The sequence below is a fragment of the Microbacterium sp. RG1 genome (genome assembly GCF_005347485.1).
Classification (GTDB): domain Bacteria; phylum Actinomycetota; class Actinomycetes; order Actinomycetales; family Microbacteriaceae; genus Microbacterium; species Microbacterium binotii_A.
Genome location: NZ_CP034121.1, coordinates 969,684 through 987,309 on the forward strand (window position 1 = coordinate 969,684; position 17,626 = coordinate 987,309).

Genomic DNA, 17,626 nt, shown 5'->3' on the forward strand with positions numbered 1-17,626 from the left:
CGGCCCCTGTCAGCCGCCCGGGGCCGCGCGCGCTAGCGTGGACGGATGCGTGAGAACCGCCCTCGTCGTCTCCTCGTCGTCCTCGACGCCGACTCCACTCTCATCCGCAACGAGGTCATCGAGTTGATCGCGGACGAGGCCGGACGGGGTGCCGAGGTCGCGGCGGCGACGGAGGCCGCAATGCGGGGGGACGTCGATTTCGCCACGAGTCTGCGCTCCCGCGTCGCGCAACTGCGCGGTGTGCCCACCGCATCCTTCGCACGCGTGAGATCGCGCATCGAACCGACGCCGGGCGTGCGCGAACTGATCGATGCCGTGCATGCCCGCAACGGCATCGTCGGTGTGGTCTCCGGCGGGTTCCACGAGATCCTCGACGAGGTCGCGCCCGCACTCGGAGTCGATCTCTGGCGCGCGAACCGACTCCAGGTCGACTCCGGAGCACTGACGGGCGCCGTGTCGGGAGAGATCGTCGACGGCGAAGCCAAGGCGTCGCAGCTGCGCGAGTGGGCCGCTCGGTACGAGGTCGATCCACGCCGCACCGTCGCCATCGGCGACGGTGCCAACGACCTGCCGATGATGCGTACGGCGGCTCTCGGTCTCGCATTCAACGCCAAGCCGGCCGTGCGCGCCGCCGCAGACCTCGTCATCGGCCCCGTGGATCTGCGCGAGATCATCCCGCTTCTGCCCTGACGGCGTCCGAAGCCGGGCGTAGAGTCCGAGGATGCAGCTCATCCTCATTCCCGGCCTGTGGCTGGATGCCGGTTCGTGGCACGACGTGGTGCCCACGATCGACGACGCAGGCTTCGATGCCGTGCCCCTTACGCTCCCGTCGTCGGCAGACGCGCACCTCGCGGATTGGGTCGCCGCCGTCGTCACCTGGATCGACGCGGCAGCAGAACCCGTGGTGCTCGTGGGGCACAGCGGCGGCGGCAACGTGGCCTGGGGCGCCGCCGACGCACGCCCGGAGGCGGTCGCGCGTGTGGTCCTCGTCGACACCGTGCCGGTGCCCGACGGCGCCGGTATCGCCGCCTTTCCGGTGGTGGACGGCGTCGTCCCCTTCCCGGGTTGGGCGACATTCGACGCACCGGACATCGCTGACCTCGATGACGCAACGCGCGCCCGGGTCGAGGCGGCGGCGATTCCCGTCCCCGCAGCCGTTCCGACCGACCCACTGCATCTGCACGACCGGCGCCGATACGGCATCCCCGTCACGGTCCTCTCCGGCAGCGCCGACGCCGAGGAGCTCGACGCCCAGTTGACGCAGTGGCCGAGCTATCGCGACGAGTGGCACGCCATCGTCGACCGTGAGGTCGTACCGATCGGTTCGGGCCACTGGCCGCAGTTCTCCCAGCCCCAGCGGCTGGGAGCGCTCATCGTCCGAGCGGTCGAGCGCTGACGGTCAGTGCCCCATGCCCAGGCCGCCATCCACCGGGATGACCGCGCCGGAGATGTAGGCGGCGTCGTCGGAGGCGAGCCACGCCACGACCGCGGCGACCTCCGAAGCGGTGCCGTAGCGACCGGCGGGAATCGCCTTCTTGTACTCCGCCTGCGTTTCGGCGGGCAACTCCGCCGTCATGTCGGTCTCGATGAATCCCGGCGCGACGACATTCGTCGTGATGCCGCGTGCCCCGAGCTCGCGAGTCAGCGAGCGGGCGAATCCGACGAGAGCGCTCTTCGAACTGGCGTAGTTGATCTGGCCCGCCGACCCGTAGAGGCCCACGACACTGGAGATGAGGATGACGCGACCCCATCGTGCCCGGACGAGCCCCTTGGCAGCGCGCTTGACCACACGGAATGTGCCGCCCAGGTTCGTGTCGATGACATCGTCGAAATCGTCCTCGCTCATGCGCAGAAGCAGCATGTCGCGGGTGATTCCCGCGTTGGCGACGAGGATGGTCACCGGACCGAGCTTCTCCTCGACCTCGGTGTAGGCGGCGTCCAGCGCGGCCGCGTCCGTGACGTCGGCCCGCACCGTGAGCGTACCTTCCGGCCCCTCGCCCGAACGAGCGGTCACCGCGACGCGGTAGCCGTCGGACACGAAGCGTTCGGCGATCGCGCGGCCGATGCCGCGGTTGCCTCCGGTGATGAGCACGACACGGTCGCTCGACATGGTTCTCCTCGTCAGATCGGGCAGAGCCTCCAGCCTATCGACAGGCTCGTTTGACACCGCCCGGCGGTGACTGGAAGGCTTCCCTCACAGACGGAAAGGCTTCCAGATGAGCGATCAGAACAACGACTTCCCCGCGCCCGAATCAGCGGGAGAGGGCATCGCCCCCGACGCTCAGCCCGTGCCCGCGGAACCCACCGCGGCGGCCCCGGCCTCACCCGACTACCAGGCACCGGCGTACGCCCCGCCGTCGTACCCCGCCCCGTCGTCGCCGGCCCCCTCCCCCGCGACGCCTGCCGGATACCCGGGGTACAGCGCGCCGCCGGCGAGCCCGGCGCCCTACCCGGCCTACAACGTCCCGCCCGCGTCGCCCGTGTACCCTCCGACCTACCAGGGCGCACCGGCCTACGGCGCCCCGCCGGTGTATACGCCGTACCCGGCGGGTCCGAAGACGAACAGCCTCGCCGTCGTGTCCTTGGTGTCCTCGATCGTCGGGATCGTCCTCATCCCGTTCATCGGCTCCATCGTCGGCATCATCACCGGCCACATCTCGCTCAAGCAGATCCGCGAGCGCGAGGAGGGCGGTCGCGGGCTGGGGCTGGCGGGCACGATCACCGGTTACGCGGGCCTGGTGCTCTACGCGATCATCACGGTGCTCGTCGTCCTCTGGATCGTCTGGATCGTGAACCTCTCGAACGGCGCCTACTACGACTACAGCTACTCCTCCTGACCGACCCCGCGAGCGGTGCCTCCGGCGTACTCTGGAAGCACCGTGAAGCAGCCCTCCCCACCACAGTCGGCGACCTCGCTCCCCCACGCGCCGCGTGACGAGTCGAGTGCTCGCATGCTCAAGTACGTCATCATGATGGGCGTACGGGTGGCCTGCTTCGTCGCGATGATCCTCGTCACCCCCTACGGCTGGTATACGTGGCTGTTCGCGGCGGGAGCGGTCTTCCTCCCCTACATCGCCGTCGTCGTGGCGAACGTAGGCCAGGAGTCACGTGCCGCGCCCGCCGAGACCGTGACGCTGCCCGCTCTCGAGCAGCGACAAGACGAGCCGTCCCCGACTCCGCACAGCCAGGTGATCACCATCTCCGAGACACCCCCGAACCCGCACTCCGCATGAGTGAAGAGGCGATCTGTTCGCGAGCGGGATGTCGCGACGGCGCCCTCTGGCGGGTGCTGTGGCGTAATCCGCGGATACATGACACGGACCGGCGGAAGGTCTGGCTGGCCTGCGACGCTCACGTCGCATATCTCCGAGACTTCCTCGCCACTCGTTCCTTCCCGGTCGCGGTGGAGCCTTTCGCGAGAGAGGACGCATCGTGAGCATCCGACGGGACACGGCGCTGCGATGGACGGCCTATGTGGGGGTCGCCGTCGCGTTCGCCATCGCCTGTGTCTTCCTCTCGAATTGGCAGTTCGCGCGCAACGACGAGCGCGCCGCGCAGCTGGCCCTCGTCGACCGGAACTACGACGCGGCCGCGGTCCCGCTGGATGATCTCCTCCCCGACGACCAGCTCGATCCGGAGTCGGAATGGCATCCCGTCGTCGTCACCGGCGAGTACGTTTCGGAGCAGCAGCTCGTGGTCCGCAATCGGCCACACGGCGGCACGAGCGCCTTCGAGGTCCTGACACCCCTGCGCACGTCCGACGGGCGCGTGCTCATCGTCGACCGCGGATGGATCCCGCCGGCGGAGAGCGGCGACGGGCCCGCACTCATCCCCGCGCCGCCGTCGGGCACGGTGAGCGTCGTCGTGCGCCTCCGCGCCCCCGAGGCACTCCCGAACTCGGGCCGCACCGCGCCTGCGGGGCAGGTGCCGACGATCAATCTGCCGCTCGTCGCGGAAACCACCGGTTCGGCGACCCTGACTTCCGCCTACGGGGTGCTCGTGAGCGAGGATCCCCCGGTCTCCGATATGCCGTACGCGCTGGCAGCTCCGTCGGAGGATCCCGGGCCGCATCTGTCGTACGCGATCCAGTGGATCCTGTTCGCCGTGATGGGGTTCGTCTTCATCGGATACATCATCCGCACCGAACGTCGGAAGCGCACCGAGGACCAGGAAGACGATGATCGCCCGGCCGTGTCTCGTGTCACCCGAGCCCGCAAGCGCGTGGATCGCGACGCCGAGCAGGAGGACGCGATCCTCGACCGCGCGGACGCGTGAAGGATCAGGCCAGGGTGATCAGGTCGACGTAGTCGCGACCCCAGATGTCCTCGACCCCGTCGGGCAGGATGAGGACGCGCTCCGGATTGAGGGCCTCGACGGCTCCCGCATCGTGCGAGACGAGCACCACAGCACCCTCGTAGTGCGCGAGCGCACCGAGGATCTCCTCGCGCGAGGCGGGGTCGAGGTTGTTCGTCGGCTCGTCGAGGAGCAGCATGTTGGCGCTCGAGACGACCAGGGTCGCCAACGACAGTCGCGTCTTCTCGCCGCCTGAGAGCACCCCGGCGGGCTTGAGCACGTCGTCACCGGTGAACAGGAACGACCCCAGCACCTTGCGGGCCTCCGTCGCCGTGATGTCCGGTGCCGCCGACATCATGTTCTCCAGGACCGACCGCGACACGTCGAGGTTCTCGTGCTCCTGGGCGTAGTAGCCGACCTTCAGTCCGTGCCCGGGCTCGATGGTTCCGGTGTCGGGGGCGTCCACACCCGCGAGCATCCGCAGCAGTGTCGTCTTTCCCGCGCCGTTGAGGCCGAGTACGACGACCTTCGAGCCGCGATCGATCGCGAGATCCACGTCGGCGAAGATCTCCAGCGAGCCATACGACTTCGACAGGCCGCGCGCCATCAGCGGGGTCTTCCCACAGGGGGCGGGCTTCGGGAACCGGAGCTTCGCGACGCGATCCTCCTGGCGCACCTGATCGAGACCGGACAGCATCTTCTCCGCGCGCGCCACCATCTGGTGCGCGGCCGCGGCCTTCGACGCCTTGGCACCGAAGCGCGCCGCCTGCAGCTGCAGTGCGGTCGCCTTCTTCTCGACGTTGACGCGCTCCTTCTTGCGGCGCTCCTCGTCTGCCACCCGCTGACGCTGGTAGTTCTTCCAGTTCATGTTGTAGATGTCGATGACCTGGCGGTTGGCGTCGAGGTAGAACACACGGTTGACGGTCTCGCCGACCAGCTCCACATCGTGGCTGATCACGATGAGTCCGCCCTTGTAGTTCTTGAGGAACTCGCGGAGCCAGACCACGCTGTCGGCATCGAGGTGGTTGGTCGGCTCGTCGAGGATCATCGTGTCCGCATCCGAGAACAGGATGCGGGCGAGCTCGATGCGTCGGCGCTGACCACCGGAGAGCGTCTTCAGCGGCTGATCGAGGATGCGATCGGGCAACGACAGGTTGTGGGCGATCGATGCCGCCTCCGCCTCAGCCGCATAGCCGCCGAGCGACTCGAAGCGCTCCGTGAGGCTGCCGTACCGTCGCATCGCCTTGGCCGCGACATCGGGGTCGTCGTCCGCCATCGCGAGCGAGGCCTCCTGCATGCCGAGCGCGAGCGTTCCCAGCCCGCGCGCGTCGAGGATGCGCGTGCGCGCCAGCATCTCGGGGTCGCCGGAACGAGGGTCCTGCGGCAGGTAGCCGAGCTCCCCTCCACGCTGCACCTCTCCCGCCGAAGGCAGCAGATCGCCGGCGAGGACCTTCGTGAGCGTCGTCTTGCCCGCACCGTTGCGACCGACCAGGCCGATCTTGTCGCCTCGGGAAACGCGGAAGGCGACCTCGGACATGAGAACGCGCGCGCCGACGCGGATCTCGAGGTCATGCACGGCGAGCACGGCGTACGTCCGTTCTGTTCGGGTGGGAAGGCGGCCGAAGTAGGCCACCGTTCAGTCTACCGGCGCGCACCGCGACCGTCGCCCGGCCGAACAGCCGTGTGGATTCGGGTCGAGAACCGTCCACGAGTTAGGGTAGCCTCGCCTAGCACCCCTCCAGAAAGGCCCTCCTCGTCATGCAGATCAAGCGTTGGACCGCTCTCGCGGTCGCCACCGTCTCTCTCGCCGCTCTCACCGCCTGCAGCTCGGGCGCGGCGACCCCCGCTGCCACCGACGGCGGCGCGGAAGAGGACGGCGCATTCCCGCTCTCGATCGAGAACGCCTTCGGGACCACGACGATCGACGCCAAACCGCAGCGCGTCGTCACCGTCGACTGGGGCAACCAGGATGTCGCACTGGCGCTGGGAATCGTTCCGGTGGCCATGCCGAAGGTGACCTACGGCGACGAGGACGGCGACGGGCTCCTGCCCTGGGTGAAGGACAAGCTCGACGAGCTGGGTGCGGAGACCCCCGTACTGATGGACGAGACGGATGGGTACGACTACGAGGCCATCGCCGATGCCGCGCCCGACGTCATCCTTGCCGCGTACTCCGGGATGACCCAGGAACAATACGACACCCTGAGCAAGATCGCGCCTGTCGTCACCTACCAGGACATGGCGTGGGGAACCTCATGGCAGGACATGACCATCCTCGACGGGACGGCCCTGGGCATGGCGGATGAGGCGCAGGAGCTCGTCTCCTCGCTCGAGAAGCACGTGGCCGACACGGCCGCGGAGTATCCCGCCATCGCCGGGAAGACGACGCTTCTCTCCTACTTCGACCCCACCGACCTGAGCAACCTCGGCTTCTACAGTCGATCGGACCCGCGCGTGGGCTACCTCGAGGAGATGGGATTCGCCCCCTCCGCCTACGTCAAGGAGCAGTCCGCCGCATCCGACCAGTTCTGGATCGTCACCAGCACCGAACAGATCGAGAGCTTCGAGGACGTCCAGGTGATCGTCACGTACGGCACGGATGAGACCCTCTCCCAGTGGCAGGCCGACCCGCTCCTCTCTCGCATCCCCGCCGTCGCCAACGGTGCCGTCGCGGTGATCACCTCGGACTCGACGCTCTCCTCCGCCATCACGCCTTCGCCCCTGTCGATCGGCACCAGCTACGGCGACGACTACATCAAGCTCGTCGGAGAGGCCGCCGCCAAGGCATCATGATCCGACCGATCGTCCGCGGGTGCGGGCGGCGATGAGCGTCGCCCGCACCCCCGACACTGCCGTCTCCACGCCGTCACCGCGACGGCGCTGGGGGCGGCGACGGGCGTTGTGGCTCGTCGCACTGCTCGCCGCGTTGCTGGCGATCTCGTTCCTGTCGGTGACCTTCGGTGCACGCGCGGTCGGATGGCACGACATCTGGGCCGGACTCGGCGGGGCGGTCGACACGGCGGGGGCCGCCGCAGTGAACAAGCGCATTCCTCGCACCGTCCTGGCGATCATGGTCGGCGCGGCGCTCGGCGTCGCGGGCGCGGTTCTCCAGGGCGCGACCCGCAATCCGCTCGCCGACCCGCAGATCCTGGGGATCAACGGCGGGGCCGCCCTGGCCGTGGTCTGCGGCATCGCGTTCCTGGGTCTCGCGACGCCGGCCGCGTACATCTGGACGGCGTTGGTGGGAGCTGCCGTCGCCGCCGTGTTCGTGTACGGGATCGGCGCACTGGGCCGAGGAGGCGCGACACCGCTCAAGCTCGCTCTTGCAGGTGCGGTGACGGCCGTCGCCTTCTCGTCGTTGACGAGCGCGATCCTGCTGCCCCGGGTCGACGTGATGAGCCAGTTCCGTTTCTGGCAGGTCGGCGGTGTCGGGGGTGCGACGATCGCCACCATCCTGCAGGTCGCGCCGTTCCTCGTGGTCGGTCTCCTCGTGTGCGTGGCGTGCAGCCCCGCACTGAACACGCTGGCGCTGGGAGACGAGCTCGCCGCAGGGCTCGGGGAGCGCGTGCGCACCGCACGCCTGGTGTCCACACTCGGTGCGGTGCTCTTGTGCGGTGCCGCCACGGCGGTCGCCGGGCCCATCGGCTTCGTGGGACTGGTCGTGCCGCACATCTGCCGGTTGTTGATCGGCGTGGACCATCGGTGGCTCCTGCCCTTCAGCGCGGTCGCAGGAGCCGTGCTCCTCATGGGCGCGGACGTCATCGGACGAGTCATCGCCCGCCCGGAGGAGATCGAAGTGGGGATCATCACCGCGCTCGTCGGCGCGCCGTTCTTCATCGCCATCGTCCGGCGGCAGAAGGTGAAGGCGCTGTGACCGTCGCCGCCGGAGCCGTGGACGCGCTCTCCCTCGTCCGGGCGGGGCGTCGCCGACGTCGTCGACGGTGGATCGTCGTCACGTCCGCGCTCGCCGCGATCGCGATCATCGTCTACGCGCTTTCCCTCATGCTGGGGCAGACTCTCTACTCCCCGGCGGAGGTCTGGGCAGTGCTGACCGGGCAGCGCGTTCCCGGTGCGTCCTTCACCGTAGGAGAGCTGCGACTGCCCCGCGCCACGACGGCGCTGCTGACCGGCCTCTGCTTCGGGATGGGCGGCGTCGTCTTCCAGACGATGCTGCGCAATCCCCTCGCGAGTCCGGATGTCATCGGCATCAGCTCAGGCGCGAGTGCCGCCGCTGTCACAGGGATCGTCGTCCTCGGCCTCGGCGAGACGTCTGTCTCATTCTTGGCGACCGGCGCCGCGTTGGCAGCTGCCCTGCTCATCTATCTCCTCGCCTACAAGCGCGGCGGCTCCGGCGCCCGGCTGATCCTGATCGGCATCGGCGTGGCGGCCATCTGCAACAGCGTGATCTCGTACGTCATCTCGCGCGCCGCGGAGTGGGATCTCCAGACCGCCATGCGCTGGATCACGGGCAATCTCAATGACGCCAGTTGGGCGAAGGTCCTGCCCCTCGCCGCGGTGATGGTTCTGGTCGTGCCCGCGCTGCTCTTCCTGTCCCGCGATCTCGAGCTGCTGCGGGTCGGCGACGAGGCCGCATCCGCTCTCGGAGTGCGCGTTGAACGCAGCCGTCTCCTTCTCATCGTGGCCGCCGTGTGCCTGCTGGCGTTCGCGACAGCCGCCGCCGGCCCCATCTCGTTCGTGGCCTTCCTCGCCGGGCCCATCGCCGTGAGGATCCTCGGGCCCGTCGGCTCCCCCGTCATACCCGCCGGGCTCGTGGGCGCCGTCCTCGTGCTGGTGTCCGACTTCATCGCACAGTACGCGCTGGGCACGCGTCTGCCCGTCGGCGTCGTGACCGGCGTGCTGGGCGCGCCCTATCTCGTCTATCTGCTCATCCGCAGCAGTCGGGCCGGAGGAACCTCGATATGACCGCCGAACACACCCTCGTCGCCGACGCCCTCACCCTCGCCTACGGGGACAGGGTGATCGTCGACGCACTGGATCTCTCCGTCCCCGCGGGCAGGATCACGACGATCGTGGGCGCCAACGCGTGCGGGAAGTCCACGCTGCTGAAGTCGATGGCGCGCCTGCTGTCGCCAGAGGCCGGGAGTGTGCTGCTCGACGGGAAGAGCATCCATCGGCTGCCCACGCGCCAGGTCGCGCGCGTGCTCGGGCTGCTTCCGCAATCCCCCATCGCTCCCGACGGCATCGCGGTGTCCGATCTCGTCAGCCGGGGCCGGCATCCGCACCAGGGCCCGCTGGCACGGTGGAGCGCCGCCGATGACGCGGCGATCGCGGGCGCACTCGAAGCGACCGGCACCGCGCATCTGTCCGACCGGTCCGTCGACGAGCTCAGCGGTGGCCAGCGCCAGCGCGTCTGGATCGCGATGGCCCTGGCACAGCAGACGGATCTGCTCCTGCTCGACGAGCCGACGACGTTCCTCGACATCAGCCATCAGATCGACGTGCTGGACCTGCTGACCGATCTCAACCGGGACCGTGGCACGACCATCGTCATGGTGCTGCACGACCTCAACCTGGCGGCGCGTTACGCCGACCATCTCGTCGCCATGGTCGACGGCCGCATCCTCGCCGCGGGAGAGCCGGAGAACGTCCTGACGACGGATGTGGTGCGCACCGTCTTCGGCCTGGAGAGCAGGATCATGCCGGACCCTCTGACGGGCCGCCCCATGGTCATCCCGCTCGGTCGTCACCACACGATCACGGACGCGGACGCGGACGCCTGACGCTCCTGCGGTCTACTCGATGCGTTCCGAGACGCCTTGGCGCCAGTAACCCATGAAGGCCACGCGCTTGCGGTCGACACCGTTGCCCTGGACGAGCAGTCGTCGCAGCGTCTTCACCGTCTGCGACTCGCCCGCCATCCAGGCGTAGAACTCGCCCTCCGAGTCTTCCGGGCTGTCCCAGAGGAGCTCACGGTCGACATCCACGTCCTCGAGCTCCTGCGGACGGGGCGCGGCGGCACGCGCAAGCACGTCGTCGGCGGCGTGCGTCCAGGAGGTCACCGCCGCGATGAGTGCCTCGCCGTGGGCGCGGTCGTCGCGAGCGAGCCACGTCACACGCGCATGCGTCGCGATCGGGAGGGCATCCTGTCGCGAGGGCACCTCGATGAACGCGTCGACGTCGGTGTCGGTGGGCAGCGACTCGAGGATCCCGGCGATGGCGGGTGCGGCGGTCTCGTCACCGGCGAGCAGGAGCCTGCGTGCGCTGCCGGGATGCCAATCGATGCCCAGATGAGAGTCCGGACTGCGCTGATCCGGACCGACGATCACGAGCTCGTCGCCGGCGACGGCGGCTTCCGCCCACGCGCCCGCGGGACCGGGATCATGGTGGAGCACGAAGTCGATGTCGACCTCGCAGTTCTCGGGGTCGACGCGGCGCACCGTATATGTGCGGAAGGGCGTGCGCTCCGCGGGCGACAGTCCGCGCCAGCGGGTGTACCAGTCGCCCCTTGCGATCGCCTCCTCATCGTGTTGACCCACGTCGCACACGCGACCGTCCGGGCCGGGGAACAGGACCTTCAGCCGTTGGTCCCGCCCGGCGGTGCCGAAGTTCTCGAAGTCCGGGCAGGAGAACGTGAGGCGGACGAAGTGCGGCGACAGCCGCACGACCCGCGAGACGTGCGCGATGTACGGGCGGTAGGACGGTCGAGTCACGAGGGCTGTCACCTGATAAGGCTATCCTTACCTTCGCAGATGCCCAAGCGGATTCAAGGAAGAAGGGCGATCCGCTCGATAGCCTCCGTGAGCACCTCGGGCGCGCAGCCGAGCGTCAGACGGATGTGCCCCGCTCCTCCCATGCCGAACGCGGGACCGGAGTGGACGGCCACACGCGCCTCGCGGAGGATCCGCCGTGCCGGCGCATCACCCCACCCGCGGCGAGAGAGATCGACCCACCCGAGGTAACCGGCCTCGGGCGGACGAAATCCCGCATCCGGCAAATGTGCCTCGAGCAAGCCACGCAGGAGATCGACGTTCCCATCGATCGCGAGCGCTTGCGCATCCAACCAGGCGTCGGACTCGACCGACAGGGCGGCCACCGTAGCGACGGCGCCGAAGAGCCCGGTGCGCCACGAGACCTCGTCAGGGAGCGCGCGAAGGACGGCGTGGGTCCGGTCGTCCGCGGCGACCATGATCGCGCACTTCAGACCGGCCAGGTTGAAAGCCTTGCTCGCGGAGACGACGGCGTACCCGCATTGTGCTGCCGCGTCCGAGACGGAGAGGAACGGCGTGACGACGTTTCCCGCGCGCGGCAGGGGCGCGTGGATCTCGTCGCTGACGACGACGGCCCCATAGCGCACTGCGAGCTCCGCCAGCGCGGCCAACGTCCCCGGAGGATGAATCGTCCCGGTGGGGTTGTGGGGGTTGCACAGGAGGATGCCACGCGCGCCGTCGCGGAACGCGGCCTCGATCCCCTCGAGGTCGAGCTCCCAACCCTGTCCCGTGTCTCGCAACGGCACGGACTGCGCGACCCCGCCGGCTTCGGGCACGGCCTCGAAGAAGGGCGGATAGACGGGCGGGGTGATCACGACACGATCGCCCGGCGCGATGACCCGACGGAGGATCTCGACGACACCCATGATGACGTCGCCCGTGATCCGCATCCGCTCTGGATCCGGAACCCATCCGAGCCGCCGCGCGGCGAAGGCGGCGTACGCGGCGGTCACACCCGGATCCGCGGGCGTGTAGCCGGTGTCGCCGCGCGAGACGGCGTCGTGCAGCGCCCCGCTGATCGCGGGCGCCAGCGGATAGTCCGTCTCTGCGACGAACAGCGGGATCACATCGTCCGGGTACGACCGCCACTTCGCACTCCGGCGCGTGCGAAGCTCGTCGAGAGGCAGTGCGCGAAGGGGCTCGATCGTCACAGCGCGAGCCTATCGACGGTCGTCAGATCGCGAAGCCGAGGGCCCGCATCATGTCGCGGCCGTCGTCGGTGATCCGCTCCGGACCCCACGGCGGCATCCAGACCCAGTTGATCCGGAATCGCTCAACGACCGAGTCCAGCGCCTGCGCGGTCTGCTCCTCGAGCACGTCCGTCAGCGGGCACCCCGCAGAGGTCAGTGTCATGTGGATGACGAGAGCATCGTTCTCGTCATCCCACGCGAGGTCGTAGATGAGACCCAGATCGACGACGTTGACACCCAGTTCGGGGTCCATGACGTCCTTCAGAGCCTCGGTGACCTCGTCGTACTTCTCCGGGGTGATCGTCGCGGTCATAGTCGAATCCTACGCGCCGGCCTGCACACCGGGCTCGAGGAAGCGGTCGTAACCCTCGTTCTCGAGGCGCTCGGCGAGTTCGGGACCGCCCTCTTCCGCGACGCGGCCGTTGACGAGCACGTGCACGAAGTCGGGGCGGATGTAGTTGAGGATGCGGGTGTAGTGCGTGATGAGCAGAACACCGAGGTCGGTCTCCGCCTTCGCGCGGTTCACACCCTCGGAGACGATCTTCAGCGCGTCAACGTCGAGGCCGGAGTCGGTCTCGTCGAGGATCGCGACCTTCGGCTTGAGCAGCTCGAGCTGGAGGATCTCGTGACGCTTCTTCTCGCCGCCCGAGAAGCCCTCGTTGACGTTGCGCTGGGCGAACTTCGCGTCCATGCGCAGGTTGCTCATGGCCGCCTTGACGTCCTTGGTCCACGTGCGGATGGCGGGAGCCTCGCCGTCGATCGCGGTCTTGGCCGTCCGCAGGAAGTTGGTCACGGTGATGCCCGGGACCTCGACGGGATACTGCATCGCGAGGAACAGGCCCGCGCGTGCGCGCTCGTCGACGCTCATCTCGAGGACGTCCTCGCCGTCCAGGGTGATCGAGCCACCGGTCACGGTGTACTTCGGGTGCCCGGCGATCGTGTAGGCCAGCGTCGACTTGCCCGACCCGTTCGGCCCCATGATGGCGTGGGTCTCACCGGTGCGGATCGTCAGGGTGACGCCGTTCAGGATGGGGGTGGTCCCCTCATCGGTCTCGACCGTCACGTGGAGGTCGCGGATCTCGAGCACAGACATGTCAGTTCCTTCGTCAGTCGACGTTCTTGGTCACGGCGGGATCGATCAGAACATCGTCTCCCTCGATCGTGACTTCGTATACGGGCACCGGCTCGTAGGCCGGCAGGTTCAGGGGCTTTCCGGTGCGTAGCGAGAACGCGGATCCGTGCGCCCAGCACTCCAGCGTGTCCCCCTCCACGAATCCGTCCGAGAGCGAGATGTCACCATGCGTGCAGGTGTCGCCGATCGCGTGCACCTCGCCGTTGCCGTCGAGCACGACCGCCATGGGTACACCGTCGATCTCGACGCGACGGGCTTCGTCCTGCTGCAGCTCGCTCAGAGCGCACACGCGTGTCGCGCTCACCGCTTCTCCCCCGCGAGCTCGGCCTCGATCGCACCGACGAGACGTTCCTCGAGGTCCGCGATACCGATCTTCTGCACGATCTCCATGAGGAAGCCGAGCACGACCAGCCGCCGCGCCTGCTCCGCGTCGATGCCGCGCGCCTGCAGGTAGAACAACTGCTCGTCGTCGAAACGACCGGTCGCGCTCGCGTGGCCCGCCCCGCGGATGTCGCCCGTCTCGATCTCGAGGTTCGGGATGGAATCGGCCCTGGCTCCATCGGTGAGCACCAGGTTGCGATTGGCCTCGTAGGAGTCGGTGCCGACCGCATCCGGTCCGATCAGCACATCGCCGATCCAGACGGAGTGGGCGGTATCGCCCTGCAGGGCGCCCTTGTAGAGCACGTCGCCGACGGTCTGCGCACCCTTGTGGTGCAGGTACACCTGGCTCTCGAGATGCTGGCCGGCGTCCGCGAAGGAAAGACCGTACAGCTCGCCGCGCGCGCCTGTGCCGGCGAGCTCCACGTTCGGGTTGACGCGGACGACGCCGCCGCCGAACGAGACCACGACATGACGCAGGCTCGCGTCCCGATCGACACGTGCCTGATGCGCGGCCACGTGCACCGCTTCGTCGTCCCACTCCTGAAGCGTCACGAGCGTGAGGCCGGCTCCGTCTCGGACGATGATCTCCACGTTCTCGGCGAGCTGTGCGACACCCGCATGGCGCAGGAGCACCGTGCCGCGCGCGTTCGGCTGCGCCTCGATCACGAGATGCGTGTGCGCGCGGCCGCCGGCACCGCGGAGGTCCACGACAACGGGCTCACTCAGTTCCGTGCCCGCGGGGATGCTGAGATACAGCGCCTCTGCGGAACGCTCCCAGGCGATCGCCGCACTGAGATCCTCCGCGGTGAACACCTCGCCGCGCGGCGCCTGGCCTGCGGCCAGACCCGCCGCAGCCAGCGGGCCGGTCACGGAGACCGCCACCGCACCGGCGTCGCCGGCGACATCTTCGAGAAGACCACGGATGCGGTCGATCGGGGTGTGCTTCCAGTTCACCTCGCGGCCGGTCGGAGCCTCGAAGAACGACACCTCGTTCGCTCGCGGGCGCTCCGAGCGGGTCTGCACCGGCACGAACGCGGCGGCAGGGTCGATGTGCCCCTTCGCGGTCTCGACCACGGGGGCTTCGGCCTGGGGGCTCATCCGACGCTGCCTTCCATGCCCATCTCGATGAGCTTGTTCAACTCCAGTGCGTACTCCATCGGCAGCTCTCGCGCGATGGGCTCGATGAACCCGCGCACGATCATGGCCATGGCCTCGTCTTCCGCGAGCCCCCGGCTCATCAGGTAGAAGAGCTGCTCCTCACTGACCTTCGAGACCGTCGCCTCGTGTCCCAGCTGGACATCGTCGACGCGGATGTCGATGGCCGGGTAGGTGTCAGAGCGCGAGATCGTGTCGACCAGGAGCGCGTCGCAACGCACCGTGTTGGCCGAGTGGTGGGCGTTCGCGTCCACGCGTACCTCGCCGCGGTAGCCGGCACGCCCGCCGCCGCGCGCGATCGACTTCGAGACGATCGAGGACTGCGTGTACGGCGCCATGTGGATCATCTTGGCGCCGGCGTCCTGGTGCTGGCCGGGCCCGGCGAACGCCACCGAGAGGGTCTCGCCCTTCGCGTGCTCCCCCATGAGGTAGATCGAGGGGTACTTCATCGTCACCTTCGAGCCGATGTTGCCGTCGACCCATTCCATGGTGGCGCCCTCATGGGCGACAGCGCGCTTGGTCACCAGGTTGTAGACGTTGTTCGACCAGTTCTGGATCGTGGTGTAGCGCACGCGGGCGTTCTTCTTCACGATGATCTCGACGACGGCCGAATGCAGCGAATCGCTCTTGTAGATGGGCGCCGTGCAACCCTCGATGTAGTGGACGTACGACCCCTCATCGGCGATGATCAGCGTCCGCTCGAACTGGCCCATGTTCTCCGTGTTGATACGGAAGTAGGCCTGCAACGGGATCTCCACGTGCACGCCCTTGGGGACATAGACGAACGACCCGCCGGACCACACGGCCGTGTTGAGGGCGGCGAACTTGTTGTCGCCGGCGGGGATGACGGTGCCGAAGTACTCCTCGAAGAACTCCGGGTGCTCCTTCAACGCCGTGTCGGTGTCCATGAAGATGACGCCCTGCGCTTCCAGATCCTCCTGGATCTGGTGGTACACGACCTCGGACTCGTACTGCGCCGCGACACCCGCCACGAGCCGCGAGCGCTCCGCCTCGGGGATGCCGAGCTTCTCGTAGGTGTTGCGGATGTCCTCCGGGAGGTCCTCCCAGGACTGCGCCTGCTTCTCCGTGGAACGAACGAAGTACTTGATGTTCTCGAAGTCGATGTCGCTGAGGTCCGCACCCCAGGTCGGCATCGGCTTGCGGCCGAACAGCTGGAAGCCCTTCAGACGGGTCTTCAGCATCCATTCCGGCTCGGCCTTGAGCGCAGAGATGTCGCGCACCACGGCTTCGGTGAGGCCGCGCTTCGCGCTGGCGCCCGCGGCGTCGGGGTCATGCCATCCGAACTCGTACACCCCCAGACCTTCGAGCTCCGGGCGGTCGATCAGCACATCCGACATCACACTCTCCTTATTGGACCGCAACGGTGTCATCCGCCCCGGCATCCGCCGCCCCGTCGAGTCTGCGGGGACGAACGCCGCTCTCGGGCCCTCATCATGGGCGCTCACGTGGCGCCTAAACTGTTGTCGATGCACCCTGCGCGAAGCGCGGCATCGCAACAACCACGATTCTACAGGTTCCCCCTGACTTCCGGGCCGCGTCCGGAGTCCGGAACGGGCCGGAGGACACATGCCCGCTCGCACCGCTCTGCCCACATCCGACCGCGTCTCGGGGGGGTCCGGGATCGTGGTGCGACGGCCACTGCGCGTCCTTGCGTGGCTCTCGTTCCTGACCGAGGTCATCATCATCGGGACCGGCGGAGCGGTGCGGCTGACCGGGTCGGGGCTGGGGTGCTCGGAGTGGCCCCTGTGCACACCGGACTCCCTCGTCCCCCTGCCCGAGCAGGGCATCCATGGCGTCATCGAGTTCGGCAACCGGACCATGACGGGTGTCGTGGGAATCGTCGCGGTGGCCGTGGTCCTGCTGACGCTCTTCGCGATCGCGGGTCGCCCCGCCGTGATGCGCGCACTCGCGTTCGCCGGTGGAGGGATCCTCCTCGCGGTCCCCGCCTACGCGCTGGCGGCAGCACTTGACCTGCCGGCCTTCGGTTTCGCATCGGGTGCGCTCCTGGTCGCCGTCATCGCCGCGGCGATCGACGCCGGGCGACGACTTCCTCGCCGTCGAGACCTCTCGACGCTCGCATGGATCGTTCTGGCGGGAGTGATGGCGCAGGCCGTCGTGGGCGGGTTCGCGGTGCTCACCGATCTGAACCCCTTCCTCGTGGGGTTCCACTACACGTGCTCCTTGGTGTTGGTGTGCGTCGCCGCGGCGTACCTGGTGCGACTCGACGCCACCGCGGGCCCGCGCGAGCGCGTCGTGCCCCGGTGGTTCCAGATGGGAACGCACGCAACCGGGTTGGTGCTGGCCGTGACGATCCTCTTCGGCGTGCTCACCACGGGCTCGGGACCGCATTCGGGCGACGCCAACGTGATCCGCGACGGATTCGACGCGACGATCCTCGCCCACGTCCACGCCTGGCCCGGCTATGTTCTCGCAGCGCTCGTCCTCGCGCTCACGATCAGCGCCTGGGTGCTGCGGCTCCCCCCGCGGCGCTGGCTCCTCGTGCTCGTCGTCGCCATCGCCGTGCAGGTGACCGTCGGAGTGTGGCAGGCGCGCGAGGGACTCCCCGAGCTCCTCGTAGGCATCCACATGGTCCTCGCCTCACTCTCCGCGGCTGCCTACACGGTCGTCGTCCTTCACCTGAAGAGGCCGGTCGCACAGGAGGATTCCTCAGCAGACGCATAGGCGCGTCATCGGGCGCACCTCGATTCACCCGCGAGGGTGGCCAG

At 68.5% G+C, this 17,626-nt stretch carries 19 protein-coding genes; 10 read left to right on the plus strand and 9 right to left on the minus strand.

All coding sequences use genetic code 11. The annotated features are described in order from the left end of the window. Window positions 1-45: 45 nt before the first annotated feature. Window positions 46-690: a phosphoserine phosphatase SerB gene (gene serB / locus EHF32_RS04630; RefSeq protein WP_137417035.1), complete on the plus strand. Its 645-nt coding sequence runs from the start codon at window positions 46-48 to the stop codon at window positions 688-690. Window positions 691-721: 31 nt separating this feature from the next. Next, on the plus strand, window positions 722-1,396 hold the full coding sequence (locus EHF32_RS04635) for an alpha/beta fold hydrolase (protein WP_137417036.1): 675 nt from the start codon (window positions 722-724) through the stop codon (window positions 1,394-1,396). A 3-nt stretch (window positions 1,397-1,399) separates the two neighbouring features. Here EHF32_RS04635 and EHF32_RS04640 read toward each other — a convergent pair whose 3' ends face one another. Continuing rightward, window positions 1,400-2,110 (minus strand): beta-ketoacyl-ACP reductase, encoded by a 711-nt coding sequence (locus EHF32_RS04640; protein ID WP_137417037.1) that lies wholly within the window; start codon window positions 2,108-2,110, stop codon window positions 1,400-1,402. A gap of 106 nt (window positions 2,111-2,216) precedes the next feature. Here EHF32_RS04640 and EHF32_RS04645 point away from each other — a divergent pair, with 106 nt between their 5' ends. From EHF32_RS04645 to EHF32_RS04660, 3 genes are all read left to right on the plus strand, one after another. Continuing rightward, on the plus strand, window positions 2,217-2,837 hold the full coding sequence (locus EHF32_RS04645) for a DUF4190 domain-containing protein (RefSeq protein ID WP_137417038.1): 621 nt from the start codon (window positions 2,217-2,219) through the stop codon (window positions 2,835-2,837). Between the two features lie 42 nt (window positions 2,838-2,879). After that, window positions 2,880-3,233: a DUF3099 domain-containing protein gene (locus tag EHF32_RS04650; RefSeq protein WP_238343789.1), complete on the plus strand. Its 354-nt coding sequence runs from the start codon at window positions 2,880-2,882 to the stop codon at window positions 3,231-3,233. A gap of 205 nt (window positions 3,234-3,438) precedes the next feature. Continuing rightward, window positions 3,439-4,275, plus strand: coding sequence for an SURF1 family cytochrome oxidase biogenesis protein (locus EHF32_RS04660; RefSeq protein ID WP_137419117.1), 837 nt, complete (start codon window positions 3,439-3,441; stop codon window positions 4,273-4,275). 4 nt (window positions 4,276-4,279) lie between these two features. Here the strand turns inward: EHF32_RS04660 and EHF32_RS04665 are convergent, their stop codons facing one another. Further along, a complete protein-coding gene (locus EHF32_RS04665) occupies window positions 4,280-5,878 on the minus strand; it encodes an ABC-F family ATP-binding cassette domain-containing protein (protein WP_137419118.1) in 1,599 nt (532 codons plus the stop codon). Window positions 5,879-6,051: 173 nt separating this feature from the next. Between EHF32_RS04665 and EHF32_RS04670 the strand changes: the two genes are divergently transcribed. Genes EHF32_RS04670 through EHF32_RS04680 form a run of 4 tightly spaced genes read left to right on the plus strand, consistent with a single transcriptional unit; the run spans window position 6,052 to window position 10,034 of the window. After that, the gene (locus EHF32_RS04670) at window positions 6,052-7,086 is read left to right on the plus strand and encodes an iron-siderophore ABC transporter substrate-binding protein (protein ID WP_137417040.1); all 1,035 of its coding nucleotides are present in this window, start codon (window positions 6,052-6,054) and stop codon (window positions 7,084-7,086) included. Between the two features lie 31 nt (window positions 7,087-7,117). Beyond that, entirely contained in the window at window positions 7,118-8,167 is a 1,050-nt protein-coding gene (locus EHF32_RS15880) for a FecCD family ABC transporter permease (protein ID WP_192900691.1), read from the plus strand. Next, window positions 8,164-9,216 carry a FecCD family ABC transporter permease gene (locus tag EHF32_RS15885; RefSeq protein WP_192900692.1) on the plus strand — a complete coding sequence of 351 codons (1,053 nt, stop codon included), beginning with the start codon at window positions 8,164-8,166 and terminating at the stop codon, window positions 9,214-9,216. Before EHF32_RS15880 ends, EHF32_RS15885 begins: the two co-directional genes overlap by 4 nt. Next, window positions 9,213-10,034, plus strand: coding sequence for an ABC transporter ATP-binding protein (locus EHF32_RS04680; RefSeq protein ID WP_137417041.1), 822 nt, complete (start codon window positions 9,213-9,215; stop codon window positions 10,032-10,034). The genes EHF32_RS15885 and EHF32_RS04680 overlap by 4 nt, the downstream gene beginning before the upstream one ends. A gap of 12 nt (window positions 10,035-10,046) precedes the next feature. Here EHF32_RS04680 and EHF32_RS04685 read toward each other — a convergent pair whose 3' ends face one another. Genes EHF32_RS04685 through sufB form a run of 7 tightly spaced genes read right to left on the minus strand, consistent with a single transcriptional unit; the run spans window position 10,047 to window position 16,237 of the window. Continuing rightward, window positions 10,047-10,976, minus strand: coding sequence for a siderophore-interacting protein (locus EHF32_RS04685; RefSeq protein ID WP_137417042.1), 930 nt, complete (start codon window positions 10,974-10,976; stop codon window positions 10,047-10,049). A gap of 41 nt (window positions 10,977-11,017) precedes the next feature. After that, window positions 11,018-12,172 carry a MalY/PatB family protein gene (locus EHF32_RS04690; protein ID WP_137417043.1) on the minus strand — a complete coding sequence of 385 codons (1,155 nt, stop codon included), beginning with the start codon at window positions 12,170-12,172 and terminating at the stop codon, window positions 11,018-11,020. A 22-nt stretch (window positions 12,173-12,194) separates the two neighbouring features. Beyond that, on the minus strand, window positions 12,195-12,524 hold the full coding sequence (locus EHF32_RS04695) for a metal-sulfur cluster assembly factor (protein ID WP_137417044.1): 330 nt from the start codon (window positions 12,522-12,524) through the stop codon (window positions 12,195-12,197). A gap of 9 nt (window positions 12,525-12,533) precedes the next feature. Beyond that, entirely contained in the window at window positions 12,534-13,304 is a 771-nt protein-coding gene (sufC, locus tag EHF32_RS04700) for a Fe-S cluster assembly ATPase SufC (RefSeq protein ID WP_137417045.1), read from the minus strand. 13 nt (window positions 13,305-13,317) lie between these two features. Further along, the gene (locus tag EHF32_RS04705; RefSeq protein WP_137417046.1) at window positions 13,318-13,647 is read right to left on the minus strand and encodes a non-heme iron oxygenase ferredoxin subunit; all 330 of its coding nucleotides are present in this window, start codon (window positions 13,645-13,647) and stop codon (window positions 13,318-13,320) included. After that, entirely contained in the window at window positions 13,644-14,822 is a 1,179-nt protein-coding gene (sufD, locus tag EHF32_RS04710) for a Fe-S cluster assembly protein SufD (RefSeq protein WP_137417047.1), read from the minus strand. The genes EHF32_RS04705 and sufD overlap by 4 nt, the downstream gene beginning before the upstream one ends. Further along, window positions 14,819-16,237, minus strand: coding sequence for a Fe-S cluster assembly protein SufB (gene sufB, locus EHF32_RS04715; RefSeq protein ID WP_137417048.1), 1,419 nt, complete (start codon window positions 16,235-16,237; stop codon window positions 14,819-14,821). The genes sufD and sufB overlap by 4 nt, the downstream gene beginning before the upstream one ends. A 229-nt stretch (window positions 16,238-16,466) precedes the next feature. Here sufB and EHF32_RS04720 point away from each other — a divergent pair, with 229 nt between their 5' ends. Then, complete coding sequence (locus EHF32_RS04720; RefSeq protein WP_137417049.1) at window positions 16,467-17,582, plus strand: COX15/CtaA family protein; 1,116 nt, start codon at window positions 16,467-16,469, stop codon at window positions 17,580-17,582. Window positions 17,583-17,626 lie beyond the last annotated feature (44 nt).

What these genes read in the sequence shown, in the direction of transcription:
- serB (WP_137417035.1), top strand. Translation starts at nt 46, where the DNA reads ATGCGTGAGAACCGCCCTCGTCGTCTCCTCGTCGTCCTCGACGCCGAC.
- EHF32_RS04635 (WP_137417036.1), top strand. Translation starts at nt 722, where the DNA reads ATGCAGCTCATCCTCATTCCCGGCCTGTGGCTGGATGCCGGTTCGTGG.
- EHF32_RS04640 (WP_137417037.1), bottom strand. Translation starts at nt 2,110, where the DNA reads ATGTCGAGCGACCGTGTCGTGCTCATCACCGGAGGCAACCGCGGCATC.
- EHF32_RS04645 (WP_137417038.1), top strand. Translation starts at nt 2,217, where the DNA reads ATGAGCGATCAGAACAACGACTTCCCCGCGCCCGAATCAGCGGGAGAG.
- EHF32_RS04670 (WP_137417040.1), top strand. Translation starts at nt 6,052, where the DNA reads ATGCAGATCAAGCGTTGGACCGCTCTCGCGGTCGCCACCGTCTCTCTC.
- EHF32_RS15880 (WP_192900691.1), top strand. Translation starts at nt 7,118, where the DNA reads ATGAGCGTCGCCCGCACCCCCGACACTGCCGTCTCCACGCCGTCACCG.
- EHF32_RS04680 (WP_137417041.1), top strand. Translation starts at nt 9,213, where the DNA reads ATGACCGCCGAACACACCCTCGTCGCCGACGCCCTCACCCTCGCCTAC.
- EHF32_RS04695 (WP_137417044.1), bottom strand. Translation starts at nt 12,524, where the DNA reads ATGACCGCGACGATCACCCCGGAGAAGTACGACGAGGTCACCGAGGCT.
- sufC (WP_137417045.1), bottom strand. Translation starts at nt 13,304, where the DNA reads ATGTCTGTGCTCGAGATCCGCGACCTCCACGTGACGGTCGAGACCGAT.
- sufD (WP_137417047.1), bottom strand. Translation starts at nt 14,822, where the DNA reads ATGAGCCCCCAGGCCGAAGCCCCCGTGGTCGAGACCGCGAAGGGGCAC.
- sufB (WP_137417048.1), bottom strand. Translation starts at nt 16,237, where the DNA reads ATGTCGGATGTGCTGATCGACCGCCCGGAGCTCGAAGGTCTGGGGGTG.
- EHF32_RS04720 (WP_137417049.1), top strand. Translation starts at nt 16,467, where the DNA reads ATGCCCGCTCGCACCGCTCTGCCCACATCCGACCGCGTCTCGGGGGGG.